The organism is Stenotrophomonas sp. 2619 (genome assembly GCF_040548725.1).
Lineage (GTDB): Bacteria > Pseudomonadota > Gammaproteobacteria > Xanthomonadales > Xanthomonadaceae > Stenotrophomonas > Stenotrophomonas maltophilia_AP.
In genome coordinates this window covers 545719-563619 of record NZ_JBEPSF010000001.1, presented here as the reverse complement: position 1 = coordinate 563619, position 17901 = coordinate 545719, and the positions used below count along the sequence as shown (strand labels likewise).

Here is a 17901-nt window from a genome sequence, read left to right as displayed (position 1 = left end):
ACGTTGCCGTGAATTTAGATCGATTCAAGTAAAGCACGGAGATTTCGGCGGATGCATTCTGCGGCGCAACATGGCGGGGCTTTTTTCGTCCGGACAGGCAGTGAGAGCCACGGTGGCCGCGCCTGCAGCCTCGATCCGCGCGTTGTTGGATGCCCTCTTCCCTCCAGGCAAGGTTCGGACCCATCAGGACAGGTGTCGTGATCCACGCCGCGGGTCGGCGCGCCGGGCTATCGGGACCGCCGGTTGCGCAGGCCCGCACCCGGCGCGCTCCCGTCCGCGCAAGAAAACGTTTTCATCGAAGTGACGCTACCGGCGCGGTTCCCGGCCCTTCCTGACCATATTGCGAAGCAGCATGCGTCCCCGCTCCGCCCGTGCTAAAAATTCCCCGCCAATCGTTTAGATCGATCCAACTTCAAACGGTCACGATTGCCGGAGCGGTGGGTGGGGGCCCACCAGGCTGCATGCGGGACGCACGGGAGTTCAGCGCTGGCAACAGCCCTCCCAAAACATTAGATCGATTCAACAACGTATCGCCACCGTTTCAATCCAGGAGAGGGAGAGAGTGGAATGAACAAGATGTCCCGCATGCGCAACCGCGACACGCTGTCGGCCGCCATCACCGCCGCGCTGTTCGCCGCCGCGATGGTGCCCGCCAGTGTGTTCGCACAGCAGGCCAGCCCCGCTTCGTCGCCGGAGGCCACCACGCTCGATAGCGTGAACGTCACCGGCTATCGCTACGCCATCGAAAAAAGCCTGCAGCAGAAGCGCGACGCCAACGCCGTGGTCGAAGTGATCACCGCCGAAGACGTCGGCAAGTTCCCCGACAAGAACGTGGCCGACGCGCTGCAGCGCGTGCCGGGCGTGATCATCGAGCGCAGCGGTGGCGAAGGCAAGAGCGTGAGCGTGCGCGGCCTGGATCCGGACCTGACGCTGACCCAGTTGAACGGCAACTACGTGGCCACGTCGGAGACCAACGACGAAGCCAGCCGTTCGTTCAACTACACCCTGCTGCCGGCGAACATGCTGTCCAGCGCCGAGCTGTTCAAATCGCCCGAGGCGCGCCTGGACGAAGGCGGCATCGGCGGCACGGTGATCCTGCACACGCGGCGGCCGCTGGACATGGAAGCCAACTCGGGCTACGTGAACCTGGAAGGCACGTCCTCGGACACCAGCCACGACGTGGATCCCCAGGCCTCGGCGCTGTACTCCTGGCACAGCCAGGACGAGCGTTTCGGCGTGCTGGTCGGCGCGACCAAGCAGAAGCGCACCAGCCGCACCATGCAGGCCAGTACCGAAGACTACCAGTGGTACGGCAACGGCACCGATGCGGTGAATGCGTATGGCACCCCGCAGCTGCAGGACGGCATCCACTACTGGTGGGGCCAGTCGGGCTTCAATGACCAGAGCGGGCGCAACTACAGTGAATTCTTCATGCCCACCTCGGTGAACTTCGCGGTGAAGGAGGAAGACCGCCAGCGTACCGGCGGGCAGTTCACCTTCCAGTTCAAGCCGGTCGACAACCTCACCCTGACCGCGAACTACTTCCGCTTCGAGCTGGAGGGCAACTACACCCAGAACATGCTCAAGGTGCCGGAGTGGAACCTGGCGCGCTACAACCAGGATGGCAACTGGGACGGTGGCCGGTTGCTCAACGGTCTGACCTTCGACCCCAGCGGCAGCATCGTCACCGGTGCACAGTACGAAAAGCTGGCCGGCAAGACCTACTACTGCAGCGAAGCCGAGGCCGCTGCGGCCGGCATGAAGCCCGGCGGCTGGGGCCCGGATGACTGCACCATCCCCACCCCGCAGCTGACCGGTACCTACAGCAAGGAAAAAGCGCTCTCCCAGACCGCCGACCTCAGCGTCGAGTGGGACATCAGCCCGCTGTGGAAGGCTTCCTTCACCGGCGGTCGCACCTGGTCCGAAGGCGGCCCGTCGATGAACTTCGGCATGTCGGCCAAGCCGCGCCGCCAGGTGGATGGCGTGTGGCAGTCCGGCAACCAGTACACCGCGTGGGATGTCAACGGCACCCCGTCGGTGACCTTCTCGCCGGACCTGCAGCAGCAGCTGATGGCCGGCGTGGCCGAGATCGATACCGGGTCCACCGGTTCGTCGTGGATGCAGACCGAGGTCAAGCAGAACTACTTCCAGGCCGATGTGACCAAGATGTTTGAAAGCGGCTGGCTGGACTCCATCCAGTTCGGCGCCAAGTACCGCGATGGCGACGTGCACCGCAACACCGGCAACACCTACTGGGTGTGCCAAGGCAAGGACCCGGCCGACTACGACAACAACCGGTACCAGGCCGGCTGCGATGCCACCGCCGGTGTCGCCCAGCCGGGCTTCTTCCTGTCCAACCCGATCAGCAACATTACCGGCGGCTTCAATGCCAACGTGTTCCCGGGCATCAACTACCCGGCGTACATCGATTACCTCAACGACAAGTACGGCGGCTCATACAGCCGCAAGGAAGACGACTTCGTCTACAACGTCAACGAGAAGGTCTTTGCCGGTTACTTCCAGGCCAACTTCCGCACCGAGCGCGTGCGCGGCAATGTCGGCGTGCGCGTGGTCCGGACCAAGCAGTTCGCGGAATCCAGCGATTCGGTGGAAAAGTTCAACGACTACTTCCAGGACAACGCAGCCGGCGCGCCGATGGACTGCAATGACCCGGCGGCCGCTGCGCTGATCGGCTCCAATACCGGGTATGTGTGCCAGAGCGGTTTCGTGCGCCTGCCCGATGGCCTGGCGCGCGAGAAGACCTACGCGTTCACCTCGCTGGAGAAGACCTACACCGACATCCTGCCGAGCTTCAACATCGCCTGGGACATCACCGACAACCTGGTGCTGCGTGGCGCGGCCTCCAAGGTGATCGCCCGCCCCAGCTACACCAGCATCGCGGCACCGGGTGCGCTGAACTACATCAGCGAGGAGTACAGCAATGACCGCCGCGTGGCCGGCGGCACCGACACCCCCGGCTGGTACGGCCATGGCAGCAACAAGAACCTGGAACCGTTCGAGGCCACCCAGGTCGACATCGGCCTGGAGTGGTACTTCAAGCCCGGCGCGGTGGCTGGCATCGGTCTGTTCCGCAAGAACGTCGACAACTTCACCGTGCCGGTGATCCGCGACCAGCAGATGACCGTGGGCGGCGAAACGGTCACCGTGCAGAAGTACGAAACGCAGGCCAATGGCCGCGACGGCGTCTCGCAGGGCGTGGAACTGTATGGCCAGTACACCTTCGACATGGGCTTCGGCATCCAGGCCAACTACACCTACAACGACACCAACCTCGCCGCGATCGTGCTGGACGGCGAGAATATCGGCGAGTCGCCGCTGGTGGGCAGCGCCAAGAACCAGGCCAATATCACCGTGTTCTACGAGAACGAGACGTTCCTGGCACGCGCCTCCTACAACCGGCGTGGCGAAGTGGTGGGCGGTCCAGTCAACGGCATGAGTCAGTACTCCGAACCCTACGACCAGCTTGATCTCAACGTGGCCTACAACTTCACCGAGGCGCTGACCTTCACCGCTTCGGTGCTCAATGCCACCAAGTCCGAGCAACGCATCAACCTGGGCAACGACACCAACGCGCGCCTGATCTCCAACACCTACACCGGCCGCCAGCTGTACTTCGGCGTGAACTACAAGTTCTAAGCGTCACCCGCCCCCGCCTACCGGCGGGGCAACGGTCCTCCACGGCAGCCGCGCTGGTACAGGTGGCTGCCGTTTTTTGTGGTGGCGCGTAATGCCGTCGCGGTCATGCCTGACGCGCTCACGAAGCAGCCACCCATGGGGTGGCTCTACCGGCGTGCAGCGCGCACGAAAGGGGCCCGCGCGGTCAAATCGGGTAGAGCCACCCCATGGGTGGCTGGACGCATCCGAACCCCGGTAGAGCCACCCCATGGGTGGCTGCATCCGCCACCTCGTCAGATCCCATCCATCGCGGCGCGCAACGCGGCGACTTCGCCGGCATCGGTAACGGTCCAATCCGGCGACAGACCCACCAGGGCCGGGTTGTGGTGGCGCATCGCTGAACGTTGCACGGCCTTGGCCGATGCGTGCAGTTCGACGCAACCCGTGCGTGCGGCCACGGCGGCGATGTTGCGTGCATTGAGCCCTGCGCCGGCCATCACGCGGATGCGCGCGTTCGACTGCGCCACCAGCGCGGCCAGCGTGTCCGCGCCCGCTTCCGCGCTGGCCTGGCCACCCGAGGTCAGCACCCGCTGGCAGCCCAGCGCGATCACCTGTTCCAACGCGGCGGGCAGGTCGCGCGCGGCATCGAAGGCGCGATGGAACGTCACCTGCATCGGCCCGGCGGCCGACACCAGCATGCGGCACAACGCCGTGTCGACGTTGCCCTCAGCATCCAGCGCGCCTATCACCACGCCATCGCAACCCAGCTGCCGACAGTGGGCGATATCGCGCAGCATGATTTCCGCCTCGAGCGCGCCGTAGTGGAAGTCACCGGGCCGCGCGCGGATCAACACGAACAACGGAATGCGCAGGCGCTCGCGGGCCACGGCGATGCTGCCGTACGACGGCGTGGTGCCGCCCTCGGCGAGGTTGTCGAACAACTCGATGCGATCGGCCCCACCGGCCTGCGCGGCCAACGCGGAGGCAACCGAATTGGAGGCGACTTCCAGCAGCCGGCGCACCATGCTCAGGTCTGCTCGCTGGTGTAGACCGAGGCGGAATCACGCAGGTCGTCCTGGCGATCGGTGTCGCAGACCGCATAGACGAAGCCACGGTGCAGCGCATACGCGCCGACCTGGCCCTGCTTGTCCAGCGCCAGGAAGCACACCTGCAGGGTCTTGCTGGCCTCGGGGCGTTTGCGTACCAGCCGGGCAATCGCTTCGCGGCAGGCCTCGGCCGGCGAGCGTCCTTGGCGCATCAGCTCCACGACCAGGAACGAGGCAGCGTTGCGCATCATCTCTTCGCCTACCCCCGACGCCGTCGCCCCGCCCACCTCGTTGTCCACGTACAGGCCGGCGCCGATGATCGGGCTGTCGCCCACCCGGCCGTGCAGCTTCCAGGCCATGCCACTGGTGGTGCAGGCACCGGCCAGACGGCCGTTGGCGTCGATGGCCAGCATGCCCAGGGTGTCGTGGTTGCTGCTGTCGCCCGGACGCCCGCGGCGCTCGACGTTGATCTCCGGCGTGTACTGCGCGGTCTTCAACCATTCGCGCCATGCCTTCTCGGCGGCGGGCGTGAGCAGCTTCTGGCGCTCGAAACCCTGCGCCACCGCAAACTGCTGCGCGCCCTCCCCGACCAGCATCACGTGCGGGGTGTTTTCCATCACTTTGCGTGCCACAGAAACGGGGTGCAGGATGTCGGTCAGCGCCGCCACCGATCCACAGCGGCCATCGCCGTCCATGATGCTGGCATCGAGGCTGAGCACGCCGTCACGATCAGGATTGCCGCAGCGGCCCACGGTGGGGTTGCACAACTCGCTCTCGGCCCAGCGCGCGCCAGCTTCCACCGCGTCCAGTGCGCTGCCGCCGCCCGCCAACACTTTCCACGCCGCCTGGTTGGCGCCCACGCCAAAGTCCCAGGTGGACACCACCCGTGCGCCACTGGCTGCCCGCGCACCGGCGCGCGGCAAGGCCAGCGCGCCTGCGGCCAGCACACCGGCCTGGAGGAACTGCCTGCGATCGGTCATCCCACCCACTCCCTGCAAGATCGGTCATCGAGCCGCCCGCCAACCGGGCGGAAGCGTCATGCCACGGCGCGTTCGTGGCGCGCGGCGTGCCATACCGCCGCACCCAGCATGCCCAGTTCGCCGTGTTCCACCCGCCACACCGGCACCTGGGCCAGCACCCGGCCCATCACGCCCTTGGCCAGGAACCGCGCCTGGAAGCCGCCCGCGTGCAGGAAGTGCGCGATGCGCGGCGGAATGCCGCCCACCAGGTACACCGAACGCGCACCGAAGGTAATGGCCAGGTCCCCGGCGAGGCTGCCCAGCCACGCGCTGAACACCTCCAGCGTTTCCACCGCCACCGGGTCGTCGCCAACATGCGCGGCGGCGATCAGCTGCTCGGGGGTGTCCCACTGCGGTGCCACGCTACGGAGGCCGCACAGGCACGGATACAGATTCATCAGGCCGCTGCCGGACAGGATGCGCTCCTGGTCCACGTGCGCCCAACGCTGCTGCATCTGCCGCAGGATCTCCAGTTCCAGTTCCGTGCCGGCGGTAAGCGCGGCATGGCCGGCTTCGCTGGCCAGCACCGGTTGGTGCCCGCCCTGGAAACGCAGTGCCGCGCCCAGCCCGGTACCCGGGCCGAGCACCAGCGCCGGCCAACGCGAACCGCCCTCGGGCTCGCCGTTGAGCGGCACCAGGGTATCGGCCTGCACATGCGGGATCGCGTAGGCGACCGCTTCGAAATCATTGATCAGGGCCAGCGAACGCAGGCCGGCCTGGGTGCGCGTGTCGGCCACCGACACCGGCCACGGCAGGTTGGTATTGACCAGGTGGTCGCCTTCCAGCAGCCCAGCGATCGCTACGACGGCGCTGTCCAGCGGCTGCGCGGCGCTGGCGATGAAATCGGCCAGGATCGCGGCCAAGCTGGCAAACGCGGCGCAGCTGTAACGGCGCAGACCAACCAGCTGTGGCGGCTGACCGGCACGCAGTTCGGCCACGGCCAGGCGCGCGAACGTACCGCCAACGTCGGCGACAAGCAGCGTTTCAACAGACGATGCCCGACCGGGTGTCAGCAGGGACACATCGGACGGGGCCGGAGGATGCTCCGGAAACGGTACCGCAACGCTCACTCGCAGGCCTTGGCTGGGGTCGAATAACCCGGTGCGATTTTCGGCGATCGCCCGGGGTTTGCAAAGCACGTAGCGCCGTACAGCAGCGTATGTAGCGGCTGCGCGTTGCGCGGCAGGCGCCTCATCAAGGCTTGCCGACCTGCAGGCGGTAGCTGGTGCTGGCCGAGGCGGTGGGGCCATCGGCGTGCACCGCGCGCACTTCCACCTTGTGCTCGCCGGCCGTCAGGTTGGTGGGCAGCGCGCCGCGCCACAGGTGCGGCGACGGCGTCGCCTCGGGAGAGCGATCGAAACCGCGCAGGCGCTCGGCCTGGTCGTCGGCCACGTTCTCCACCAGCAGGCGCGGATCGGGCTGCTCCACCCGCTTCATGCTCTGCCAGGCACCACTGTCCACGCGGTACTCCACCAGCGTATCGGCCTGGCCCATGAACACATTGGCGTACACACCCCACGCCGGGTAGGCATCCTTGCGCAGCACCTTGGGCGCGTGCAGGGCGATCTGGTAGTCGTCCGGCGCGCGTGCCACGTAATAGCGCAGGCCGTAGTCGCCGCCGGGCTTGACCGACAACACCGCATAGCCGTTCGGCGTGCCGTCGCTCATGGTGGCATCGGGAATGCCGTTGCTGTCCTTCACGCCCGACCAGAACGCGCCGCAGGCGGCGCCCACGTTGTACTCATGCAGCGGCTTGCTGCCCTGCCAGCCCTCGGCGGCGCCATGGTAGTAGTGCTGCTGGGTGTGGCTGTGGCCGCTGAGCACCAGCACGTTGGGGAAATCCTTGAGCAGCGCGAACAGGCGCGCGCGGTCGGCGTGGCGGAAGGTCTCGCGGCCGGGCGCGGCGTCGAACAGCGGGATGTGCATGCCCAGCACCACCAGCCGGTCGCGCGGCAGGCCCTTCAGGTAATTGCCCAGGAAGGTGAACTGGTCCGGACGCAGCCCGCCCACGTAGGTCGGCTTGGCCGCCGGGTCGTAGACCACGTCGTCGAGGAACACGAAGCTGGCGCCGCCCTCTTCCACCGCGTAGGTATCGGGCCCGTACACCGCGCGCCAGCTGTCCAGCGAGTGGCGGTCATCGCCGGCGTCGACGTCCAGATCATGGTTGCCCGGCACGTGGAACCACGGCACCTGCAGCAGCGCGGTGGCCTTGTTGATGGTCGGGTACAGGTCCAGGTCGTCGTTGACGATATCGCCCAGGGTGGTGCCCAGCCGTGCCGGATGCTTGCCGATGATGGGTTCGACGATGGCGCGCTGGTAGTAGTCGATGTCCTGCCGGCTGGCCGTCTGCGAATCGGTGAACACCAGCATCTCGAACCCGGCGCGGGCGGCATCGCTGCCCTTGGCCGGTTCCAGCGCGAAGTCCCAGTTGCGCACGTTGCTGCCGGTGGCGCGGATGCCGTCGTACTTCAGCCGTGGCGAGCCCTGCGGCGCGTAGTGGCGCCAGTACGAGGGCAGCCCGTTGCTGGCGGCCGGGAAGCGGTATTCGTCCGGCTTGATCACGAACACGGTCTGCCCATCGCGCACCGGCAGGCTGTAACTGCCGTCGGCGGCGGTACGCACGATCACCTCGCCGTTGGACACCTGCACCCCGGCCATGCCCGGGTCGGTCGGTCCGCGCCCGGGCTTTCCGTCGCGTTCCTGGTAGACCTTGCCGGTCACGGTGACCTCGGCGGCCAGGGCGGGTGCGGTAGTCAACAGCAGGCAAGCCAGCCAGGCAGCAGTGCGGGTCATCGGGACGGTCCGTTCGGGGTGGGTGATTGTAAAGCGGCACATCATCGCTTGTGCCGCGTTTCACCGACGTTAAACGCGATTCATGCGCTCACCCTGCGTGGCGCGCCGCCAGCACCGCCACCGCATCGGCCAGCGACAAGCCGCGCGCCCGCAGCAGCACGATCAGATGGAACAGCAGGTCGGCCGACTCGCCCAGCAGCGCCGCATCGTCCTGGACCACCCCGGCCAGCGCGGTTTCAACGCCCTCCTCGCCCACCTTCTGCGCGATCCGGCGGATCTCGCCGTCAAACAGCGCGGTGGTGTAACTGCCTGCCGGGCGCTGCTGCTCGCGCTGGCGCACGAACGCATCCAGCCGGCCCAGGAAGTTGCCGGGCGCCCGCTCGAAGCAGCTTTCGCTGCCGGTGTGGCAGGTCGGACCGGCCGGGCGCGCACTCACCAGCAGGGTGTCGTTGTCGCAGTCCACGCGCACCGCTACCACCGCCAGCACGTTGCCCGACGACTCGCCCTTGGTCCACAGGCGCTGCTTGCTGCGGCTGTAGAAGGTCATATGGCCGGTGGCCAGGGTCAGCTCCAGCGATTCGGCGTTGGCGTAGCCGAGCATCAGCACGGCCAGACTGTCGGCATCCTGCACCACCACCGGCAGCAGGCCATCGCCCTTGCTCCACTCCAGTCCGTCCAGCGCCTCGCGCGACGGCAGTACCTCAATAGACATCTCGAACCTCGATCTGCTGCTCGCGCAGGAACTGCTTGAGCGCGGGAATGGCAATGGCGCCACTGTGGAAAACGCTGGCGGCCAACGCACCGTCGACATCGGCCTGGTCGAACACGTCGGCGAAGTGCTGCATCTCACCGGCACCGCCGGAGGCGATCAGTGGCACGTGGCACAGCGCGCGCGCCTGGCGCAGCTGGGTCACGTCGTAGCCCCGGCGCACACCGTCGCTGTCCATGCAGTTCAGCACGATCTCGCCGGCACCGCGGCGCTGCGCTTCGACCAGCCAGTCCAGCGTGCGCACCGGCACGGCCTGGGTCTTGTCCGGGTCGCCACTGAAGCGTCGCACCCGCCATTCGCCGTCGGCCTCGCGTACCGAATCGACGCCGACCACCACGCACTGCACGCCGAACGCGTCGGCCAGTTCCTCGATCAGCGCCGGGCGCCCCAGCGCCGGAGAGTTGATCGAAATCTTGTCGGCACCCGCGTACAGCACGCGGCGCGCGGTCTCCACGTCGGAAATACCGCCGGCCACGCAGAACGGAATGTCGATCAGGCGTGCGATGCGCTCGATCCAGCCCACGTCCACCGCACGGCCTTCGGGGCTGGCGCCGATGTCGTAGAACACCAGCTCGTCGGCCCCCTGGTCGCGGTACCGCAGCGCCAGCTCGACGATGTCGCCCATGTCGACGTGGTCGCGGAAGCGCACGCCCTTGACCACGCGGCCATCGCGCACGTCCAGGCAGGGAATCAGCCGGCGGCTCAGCATGCCAGCGCCTCCGCCAGGGTCATGCGGCCTTCCAGCAGCGCCTTGCCCAGGATCGCGCCGCCACAGCCCACCGCCTTGGCCTCGGCCACGTCGGCAGCGCTGCGCACGCCACCGGACGCCTGTACCGCCACGCCCGGCAGCAGCGTGGCCAGGTGCTGGTACAGGCCGATGTTGGGGCCGGACAACATGCCGTCGCGGGCGATGTCGGTACACAGCAGGTGGGTCATGCCGGCCTGCGCATAGCGCGTTGCCAGCACGTCCAGAGTGTCTTCGGCGGTTTCTGTCCAGCCGTGCACGGGCAGCAGCCAACGGCCGTCATCGGCCTGGCGGGCATCCAGCGCGATGGTCAGCCGCTCCGGGCCGAACTCGGCAAGCCAGCCGATCACCGTCTCCGGCGCGCGTACCGACACCGAGCCCACCACCACACGGGTGGCGCCGGCATCGAGAATGCGCGCCACGTCGTCGCGCGAGCGTACGCCGCCGCCGGTCTGCACCTTCAAGCCGGTCTGATCGGCGATCGCCGACAGCAGCGGGGCCAGCGTGTAACCGCCGGCGCGTGCGGCATCCAGGTCGACCAGGTGCATCCAGCTGGCGCCGGCATCGGCGAAGGCCTGTGCGCGCGGCAACGGGTCGTCGCCATAGGTGGTCTGCTGCGCGTAATCGCCCTGCAGCAGGCGCACCACGCGGCCTTCGCGGATGTCCAGGGCGGGATAGACGGTGAAACTCATGACGGTTCGTTCTCGATGAAGTTGCGCAGGATCCGGGCACCTGTGGCGGCCGAACGCTCCGGGTGGAACTGGGCGCCGCTGTGCAGGCCGCGCTGTACCACCGCGGCGAACAGGCCGCCGTGGTCGCAGGCCGCCACGGTGTGCTCGCCCAGCGGTGCCGCATAGCTGTGCACGAAATAGGCGCTGGCGCGCTCGGGCACGCCGTCCAGCAGCATCGATTCGCGCAGCGGCCGCAGCCGGTTCCAGCCCATGTGCGGCACGCGGATGCCGGTGGCCGGGTGCAGGTGGCGGACCACCCCGGGCATCAGCCCCAGGCATTCCACGTGCCCCTCTTCGGAGCCCTCGAACAACAGCTGCATGCCCAGGCAGATGCCCAGCAGCGGTACCTGCAGCTCGCGCAGCGGTTGCACCAGGTCCTGCGCGTGCAGGCGCGCCATGCCGTGCGGGGCTGCGCCCACGCCGGGCAGGATCACCCGCGACACGCCCTGCAGGCCCTTCGCGTCGCGTACCAGCCGCACCTGCACGCCCAGGCGTTCCAGTGCATAGCGCACCGAGCCCAGGTTGGCGCCGCCGGCATCGATCAGGGCAACCTCGGTCACAGCGCCCCCTTGGTGCTGGGCAGTGCGGTGCCCTGGCGCGGCAGCGCCTGGCGCAGGGCGCGGGCCAGTGCCTTGAAGCACGCTTCGACCTTGTGGTGGTCGTTGTCGCCGCGCACGCTCAGGTGCAGATTCAGCCCGGCGGCGTCGCACAGCGACCGGAAGAAGTGCGGCACCAGCTCGGTGGGCATGTCGCCCACGCGCTCGCGCTTGAACTCACCTTCGAACACGAAGTACGGCCGGCCGCTGAAATCCAGCGCCGCGCTGGCCAGGGTTTCATCCATCGGCAGGGTGAAGCCGTAGCGGCCGATGCCGCGCTTGTCGCCCAGCGCTTCACGCAGCGCCTGGCCCAACGCCAGGCCGGTGTCTTCGATGGTGTGGTGTTCGTCGATGTGCAGGTCGCCCTCGGCCTGCACGCTCAGCGCGAAGCCGCCGTGCTTGCCGATCTGCTCCAGCATGTGGTCGAAGAACGGCAACCCGGTGTGGGTCTGTGGTTCGGCGGTGCGGTCCAGGTCGACCTCGACGCGGATCCGGGTTTCCTTGGTATTGCGCTGCACGGTGGCGCGGCGCGGCGCATCGGCCAGTTCATGGGCGATGCCGTTCCAGTCCCACTGCCCGCCGAACTGTTCGGTGCGCAGCTGGAAGCCGCGGATCTTCATGTTCTCGGCGAACTGGATGTCGGTGGGCCGGTCGCCGACCATGCCCGAGCGGGCCCAGTCGATACTGCGGTCCTGCAGGTAGGGCAGCATCATGCCGATGCCCGGCTTGCGGGTGGGAGCGTTGTCGTGCGGCCAGGTACCGTCGATCAGCACGTCACGGAACACGATGCCCTGGCTGGCGAAGATCTGCAGCATCAGGTCATTGGGGCCGTCGAAACTGGCCTGGGGGTAGCCTTCGCTGCCCAGGCCGTCCTGGTTGCTGACGATCACGAACTGGTACCCGGCATCGCGCAGCTTGAGCATCGCCGGGATCACATCGCGCACGAAGCGGATCTTTTCGTAGGCGTCGATCTGGAAATCGGCCGGCTCTTCGATCAGCGTGCCGTCGCGGTCCACGAACAGGATGGGGGTCATGCCGCTACCCTCCGCGCGGCCAGCGCACTGAGCACACGGTCGTTCTCCAGGGTGCTGCCGATGGTGATGCGCAGCGCGTCGTGCAGCTGTGGCGCGGCGCGCTGGTCGCGTACCACCACGCCGGCCGCCAACAACGCATCGAAGGCCTGCTGCGCATCACTGAAGCGCACCAGCAGGTAATTGCCCTGCGAGGGGTACACGCGCAGCACGCCGGGCAACACCGCCAAGGCCTGTTGCAGGCGGTCGCGCTCGGCCTTGATGCGCTCCACGCGCGAGGCGGTGAGCTGCAGGTTGCTGTCGCTCAAGCCGGCCAGGGCCAGCTCGGCGCAGGGGCCGGGAATCGGGTACGGCGCCTGGCAGCGGCGCAGCAGCGCGATCAGCGCCGGCGCGGCAATCAGGCTGCCGATGCGTGCGGCGGCCAGCGCGTGCGCCTTGGACAACGTACGCAGCACGGCCACGTTGTCGTAACGCGGCAGCAGCGTGACCGCCGACGGCAGCGCGGCGTACTCGGCATAGGCCTCGTCCACCACCACCAGCGCCCTGCCCTGCAGCGCCGTCGCCACCCGTTCCACCTGCTCCAGCGCGATCGCGCTACCGGCCGGGTTCGAGGGCGAACACAGGAACACCAGCTTGGCGTTGCCGGCCAGCGCGGTGGCGATCACCGCGTCGATATCGGCGTTGAGCGCATCGCCGTCGTCGCGCAGCGGCACCTCCAGCAGCGGTGCGTTCTGCAGCCGCGCGCACACCGCATACATCCCGAACACCGGCGGGGTCACCAGCACCGCGTCGCGGCCGGGCTCGCACAGCGCGCGCACCAGCAGATCGATCGCCTCGTCGCTGCCGCGACCGATCAGCAGCTGTTCCGGCGCGCAGTCATAGAGCTGCGCCAACCGCTCCCGCAGTGCGGCCGGCTGCGGATCCGGGTAGCGGCGCGCCCGGCCTTCGCCGTCGGCCGGATTGGCCCAGGCCGACTCGTTGGCGTTCAGCCATACATCGCCGACCAGCGCGCTGCTGCGCGCCGACGAATAGCCGGCAAAGGCCTGCAGGTCCGCACGGACCAGCGACATCACCGAAGCGGGCGCGCTCATGCGGCCTCCTCCATGCGCAACGCCACCGCATTCTCGTGCGCGTCCAGGCCCTCGGCGCGGGCCAGCGTGCGTGCGCAGCCGCCGATCGCGGCTATGCCCTGCGCGGTGGCCGCCTGCACGCTGATCATGTTCTGGAAGCTGGCCACGCTGACGCCGCTGTAGGCACGTGCGGCACCGGCAGTGGGCAGCACATGGTTGGTGCCGCTGCAGTAATCGCCCAGCGCCTCCGGCGTGTAGTCGCCGAGGAACACCGAGCCTGCCGCCTCGACCTGTTCCAGCCACGCGCGGGGGTCGCGCAGGGCCAGGATCAGGTGTTCGGGTGCGTAGCGGTTGCTGATCTGGAAGGCCTGCGCCAGCGAATCGACCCGGATCAACTTGGAGGCCTGCAGCGCCTGGGTGGCGATGTCCCTGCGCGACAGACGCGCCAGCTGTGCCTGCACTTCGGCGTCGACCCGCGCCAGCAGGGCGTCGTCGTCGGTGAGCAGCAACACCTGCGAATCGGGGCCGTGCTCGGCCTGGGACAACAGGTCGGCGGCGACGAACGCGGGATTGGCGCCGGCATCGGCGATTACCAGGACTTCAGACGGACCGGCGGGCATGTCGATCGCCGCTGCACCGTCCTGGGCCACCTGCTGCTTGGCTTCGGTGACGAAGCTGTTGCCGGGGCCGAACAGCTTGTCGCAGGCCGGTACGCTGTCGGTGCCATAGGCCATCGCCGCGATCGCCTGCGCGCCGCCCAGCTTGAATACCCGGTGCACGCCGGTCAGGCGCGCGGCCACCAGCACTGCGGGGTCGGCGCTGCCGTCCTTGCGCGGCGGCGTGCACAGCACCACTTCGCGGCACCCGGCCAGTTGCGCGGGCACGCCCAGCATCAACGCGGTGGACGGCAGCGGTGCGCTGCCGGCCGGCACGTACAGGCCCACCCGGCCAATCGGCCGCACCATGCGCTCGCAGCGCACGCCCGGGGCGGTGTCCACTGCATAGCCCTGGCTCATGCCGGCCTTGTGGAACACGCCGATGCGCGCGGCCGCCTCGACCATCGCCTGGCGCAGGTCGGCCGGGACGGCCTGTTCGGCCGCGGCGAACTCGGCCTCGGTGACTTCAAACGATTCGGGGGCCACGCCATCGAAGCGCAGGCTGATCTCGCGCAGCGCGGTGTCGCCGTCGGCGCGCACGGCGGCGATCAACCCGGCCACCGCATCACGGGTCTGCGCGGCCACGGCCTGCACCGGGCGCTGCAACGCCTGCGCCTGGCCGCTGGCGTCCAGGGTGGACCACTGCACTACATTCATCGAAAGACGGTTCATGCCAGCGAACGCTCCACGCTCAATACCATCAGGCCCTGGGCGCCTGCGCGCTCCAGGTCTTCCAGCCGCTGCCAGGTCAACGCGCCGTGGCACATGGTCTGCAGGCGCAGGTGGCCGCCGTCGTCGGGCAGCTGCACCAGCGGGTCGGCATCGGGCAGCAGCCGGGTCAGTTCGGACACGCGGTCCTGCGCGGCGCGGAACATCAGCAGCTTGCTGTCCTGCACCTTGACCACGCCATCCAGCCGCCGCAGCAGCATCGCCATCAGGCCGGCGCGGGCGTCGTCGGGGGTCTTCACCGGGCCGGCGAGCACCGCTTCGCTTTCCAGCAGCGTTTCCACCGGCTTGAGCTGGTTGGCGGCCAGGGTGGCGCCGCTGGAGACCAGATCGCAGATCAGGTCGGCGGTGCCCAGGCGCGGCGCAATTTCCACCGACCCGGACAGTTCCACCACCTGCGCGTCCACGCCGCGCGCGGCCAGCCAGTCGGCCAGGATCGCCGGGTAGCTGGTGGCGATGCGCTTGCCGGCCAGCTGCTCAACGCCGGTCCACTCCCATTCGTCGGGCACGGCCAGCATCAACCGGCACTGCCCGAAGTTCAGGCCGCGCAGCGCCTGGTAGGCGTCCGGCAGGCCGATCCGGCGGCGCGCGGCGCCCTGTTCGTCCAGCTCGTTGCGGCCGACGATGCCGAAATCGCAGACCCCGTCGGCAATCAGGCCGGGGATGTCGTCGTCACGGACCAGCAGCAGGTCCACCGGCAGCGATTCGCCGTAGCAGAACAGCTTGTCGCGGCTCTGCCGCCAGCTCAGCCCGCAGGCGGTGAGCAGGCTGCGCGCCGGCTCGGCCAGCCGCCCGTTCTTCTGGATGGCGATCCGCAGCCGGTCACGGGCCGGGGCGTTCTGGGTTGCACTCATGGGGGAGGCTCTCTTACTCGGATTCGGGGGGCGTAGGCGTGGCGGTCACGGCGATGGCGGCGGCATAACCGCCGTGGCCATGCTCCAGCGAACGCGCCACGCGCCCGGTGGTGGTCACGCTGACACCGGTCAGTTCGTGGATTTCGCGATACGGCACGCCCTGCTGCAGCAGCGGCACCACCTTCCAGCGGTCCGACATCGCCTCCAGCTCGGCCGGGGTGCACAGGTCGCGCAGGAACGCGGTGACCTGCTCAGGGCTGGACAGTGCGGCGAACGCCGCAGCCAGGCAGGCCAGATCGGCCTGGGCGTCTTTTTCTCGGGGGGCGGGACGTAGTTTCATCGTATCAATGTAATAGCGTGCTATTACATTAGCGCAAACGAGGCGGCAGGGTCAAACCGTGTCGCTGCACGGACCGGGTTGGTTCAGGGGGCGGAAACGAAAAACGCCCGCTGGGCGGGCGTTTTTCGTAGATCTCGGGGCCATTGGCGGCGTGCCGACCAACGGCTGGTACCTACCGGCAGTGCACCTCGGCGCGGAGGGCGCCATGACGCAGGCACTCGCCGAACAGGCTGCCCTGGCGGCTCGGGATGGACCGGATGGCCTCCAGCGCCCCAGCCCCGCCCGGACAGGTCTGCCCGGCCAACCCGCGCAGGTCACGCTCCAGCTGCTCCCGATCGATCACGTGGCAGCGGTCGACCGTCAGCCGGTACTGGCCCGGACCGATCCGCTGGCTGTGCAGCGCAGGATCGGTCCGGCACGCGGTCAGCAGGAGCAGCAGCGTTGCCGCCGCCCCCAGCCGGCTCACGGCATGACCTTGGCCTGCTCCAGCTCCACCTGCAGGGTGCTGGCAAGCTCCTCGCGCGACACCTCGAACTGCTGTTCGCGCAGCAGGTCCTTCACCGCCACCACGCCGCGGGCCAGCTCATCGTCACCGGCCAGCACCACGAAGCGGATCCCGGCCTTGGCCGCGTACTGGAACTGCTTGCCGATCTTCTTCGGCTCCATCTGCACTTCGGCGTTGATGCCACCGGCGCGCAGGCGTCGGGCGATGTCCAGCGACTGCGGCAGGCTGGCGTCGTCCATCAGCGCCACCAGCGCGTGCACGCTGCTGTCTTCGATCCCGGCGATCAGGCCGGCTTCGCGCAGCTGCCAGAACAGGCGGGTCAGGCCGATGGAAATGCCCACGCCCGGCAGCTTGGACTTGCTGTAGTGGCTGGCCAGGTCTTCGTAACGGCCACCGGAGCAGATCGAGCCGATCTGCGGGTGGTCGGTCAGCGTGGTCTCGTACACGGTGCCGGTGTAGTAATCCAGGCCGCGCGCGATGGAGAAGTTCAGGCAGTACGCGGTTTCCGGCACGCCCAGCGCCTTGACCAGCTCCAGCACTTCGCGCAGTTCGGCCACGCCCACCTTCAGCGTTTCGCTGGCGGCCGGATCGGCCAGCAGCGCGTCCAGCTGCGCCAACGCGTCGGCGTGGCTGCTGGAACGTACCGCCACGAAGGCCAGGATCCGCTCGACCTGCTCGGCCGGAATCGCAAAGCCCTCGCCGACCAGCGTCTCGCGCACGTAGTCGGGACCGCGCTTGTCCAGCTTGTCCACTTCGCGCAGCACCGCCAGCTGGCGCTCGCCATCGGCGACGCCCAGGCTTTCAAAGAAGCCGCGCAGCAGCTTGCGGTTGTTCAGCTGAATGCTGAAGGCGCCGATGCTGAGTTCGGCAAACACCGCATGGATCACCGCCAGGACTTCGGCGTCATAGCGGGTGCTCAGGGTGTCCTTGCCGATCACGTCGATGTCGCACTGGTAGAACTCGCGGAAGCGGCCGCGCTGGGCACGTTCACCGCGGTACACGCGCTGCATCTGGTAACGACGGAACGGGAAGGTCAGGTCGTGTTCGTGTTCGGCCACGTAGCGGGCCAGCGGCACGGTGAGGTCGAAGCGCAGGGCCAGCTCGGGCAGCGCCTTGTCGCCGGCTTCGGCGGCGTTGGCCAATGCGCCGGTGGACTGCACGAAATACACCTGGCGCTCGGTTTCACCGCCGGACTTGGTCAGCAGCACATCGGACAGCTCGAACACCGGGGTTTCCACCGGCAGGAACCCGAACCGCTCGTAGTTGCGGCGGATGACGTCCAGCATGCGCTGGAACGCGATCTGCTCGCGCGGCAGCAATTCCATGATGCCGGGCGGCGTACGGGGCTTGATCACTTGCGGGACTCCTGCGAATCGGGGGATGA

The 17901-nt window shown here is 68.2% G+C and carries 16 protein-coding genes; 1 reads left to right on the top strand and 15 read right to left on the bottom strand.

The features are described from left to right. The first annotated feature begins 567 nt into the window (after nucleotides 1-567). Nucleotides 568-3657 carry a TonB-dependent receptor gene (locus ABIA71_RS02615; RefSeq protein ID WP_354282864.1) on the top strand — a complete coding sequence of 1030 codons (3090 nt, stop codon included), beginning with the start codon at nucleotides 568-570 and terminating at the stop codon, nucleotides 3655-3657. Between the two features lie 272 nt (nucleotides 3658-3929). Here ABIA71_RS02615 and ABIA71_RS02610 read toward each other — a convergent pair whose 3' ends face one another. From ABIA71_RS02610 to hisS, 15 genes are all read right to left on the bottom strand, one after another. Continuing rightward, nucleotides 3930-4661 (bottom strand): copper homeostasis protein CutC, encoded by a 732-nt coding sequence (locus ABIA71_RS02610; protein ID WP_354282862.1) that lies wholly within the window; start codon nucleotides 4659-4661, stop codon nucleotides 3930-3932. 2 nt (nucleotides 4662-4663) lie between these two features. Further along, a complete protein-coding gene (locus ABIA71_RS02605) occupies nucleotides 4664-5662 on the bottom strand; it encodes a glycosylasparaginase (protein ID WP_354282860.1) in 999 nt (332 codons plus the stop codon). A gap of 56 nt (nucleotides 5663-5718) precedes the next feature. Further along, nucleotides 5719-6723 (bottom strand): glucokinase, encoded by a 1005-nt coding sequence (locus tag ABIA71_RS02600; RefSeq protein ID WP_354282858.1) that lies wholly within the window; start codon nucleotides 6721-6723, stop codon nucleotides 5719-5721. A 172-nt stretch (nucleotides 6724-6895) separates the two neighbouring features. Then, nucleotides 6896-8494: a calcineurin-like phosphoesterase C-terminal domain-containing protein gene (locus ABIA71_RS02595; RefSeq protein WP_354282856.1), complete on the bottom strand. Its 1599-nt coding sequence runs from the start codon at nucleotides 8492-8494 to the stop codon at nucleotides 6896-6898. 88 nt (nucleotides 8495-8582) lie between these two features. Then, nucleotides 8583-9206: a bifunctional phosphoribosyl-AMP cyclohydrolase/phosphoribosyl-ATP diphosphatase HisIE gene (gene hisIE, locus ABIA71_RS02590; protein ID WP_354282854.1), complete on the bottom strand. Its 624-nt coding sequence runs from the start codon at nucleotides 9204-9206 to the stop codon at nucleotides 8583-8585. Next, the gene (gene hisF, locus ABIA71_RS02585; RefSeq protein ID WP_354282852.1) at nucleotides 9196-9972 is read right to left on the bottom strand and encodes an imidazole glycerol phosphate synthase subunit HisF; all 777 of its coding nucleotides are present in this window, start codon (nucleotides 9970-9972) and stop codon (nucleotides 9196-9198) included. Before hisF ends, hisIE begins: the two co-directional genes overlap by 11 nt. Then, a complete protein-coding gene (hisA, locus tag ABIA71_RS02580; RefSeq protein WP_354282851.1) occupies nucleotides 9966-10700 on the bottom strand; it encodes a 1-(5-phosphoribosyl)-5-[(5-phosphoribosylamino)methylideneamino]imidazole-4-carboxamide isomerase in 735 nt (244 codons plus the stop codon). The genes hisF and hisA overlap by 7 nt, the downstream gene beginning before the upstream one ends. Beyond that, nucleotides 10697-11299 carry an imidazole glycerol phosphate synthase subunit HisH gene (hisH, locus tag ABIA71_RS02575; protein ID WP_354282850.1) on the bottom strand — a complete coding sequence of 201 codons (603 nt, stop codon included), beginning with the start codon at nucleotides 11297-11299 and terminating at the stop codon, nucleotides 10697-10699. Before hisH ends, hisA begins: the two co-directional genes overlap by 4 nt. Then, nucleotides 11296-12369, bottom strand: a complete 1074-nt coding sequence (hisB, locus tag ABIA71_RS02570; RefSeq protein ID WP_137189355.1) for a bifunctional histidinol-phosphatase/imidazoleglycerol-phosphate dehydratase HisB — start codon at nucleotides 12367-12369, stop codon at nucleotides 11296-11298. The genes hisH and hisB overlap by 4 nt, the downstream gene beginning before the upstream one ends. Further along, nucleotides 12366-13457, bottom strand: coding sequence for a histidinol-phosphate transaminase (hisC, locus tag ABIA71_RS02565; protein ID WP_354282848.1), 1092 nt, complete (start codon nucleotides 13455-13457; stop codon nucleotides 12366-12368). Before hisC ends, hisB begins: the two co-directional genes overlap by 4 nt. Next, the gene (gene hisD, locus ABIA71_RS02560) at nucleotides 13454-14749 is read right to left on the bottom strand and encodes a histidinol dehydrogenase (protein ID WP_354282923.1); all 1296 of its coding nucleotides are present in this window, start codon (nucleotides 14747-14749) and stop codon (nucleotides 13454-13456) included. The genes hisC and hisD overlap by 4 nt, the downstream gene beginning before the upstream one ends. An 11-nt stretch (nucleotides 14750-14760) precedes the next feature. Continuing rightward, nucleotides 14761-15672, bottom strand: a complete 912-nt coding sequence (gene hisG / locus ABIA71_RS02555) for an ATP phosphoribosyltransferase (protein WP_354282846.1) — start codon at nucleotides 15670-15672, stop codon at nucleotides 14761-14763. A 13-nt stretch (nucleotides 15673-15685) separates the two neighbouring features. Continuing rightward, nucleotides 15686-16012 carry a YerC/YecD family TrpR-related protein gene (locus ABIA71_RS02550; protein ID WP_354282844.1) on the bottom strand — a complete coding sequence of 109 codons (327 nt, stop codon included), beginning with the start codon at nucleotides 16010-16012 and terminating at the stop codon, nucleotides 15686-15688. A 172-nt stretch (nucleotides 16013-16184) separates the two neighbouring features. Then, nucleotides 16185-16478 (bottom strand): hypothetical protein, encoded by a 294-nt coding sequence (locus ABIA71_RS02545; RefSeq protein ID WP_354282842.1) that lies wholly within the window; start codon nucleotides 16476-16478, stop codon nucleotides 16185-16187. After that, complete coding sequence (gene hisS / locus ABIA71_RS02540) at nucleotides 16475-17872, bottom strand: histidine--tRNA ligase (protein WP_128097285.1); 1398 nt, start codon at nucleotides 17870-17872, stop codon at nucleotides 16475-16477. Before hisS ends, ABIA71_RS02545 begins: the two co-directional genes overlap by 4 nt. Between the last annotated feature and the right edge of the window lie 29 nt (nucleotides 17873-17901).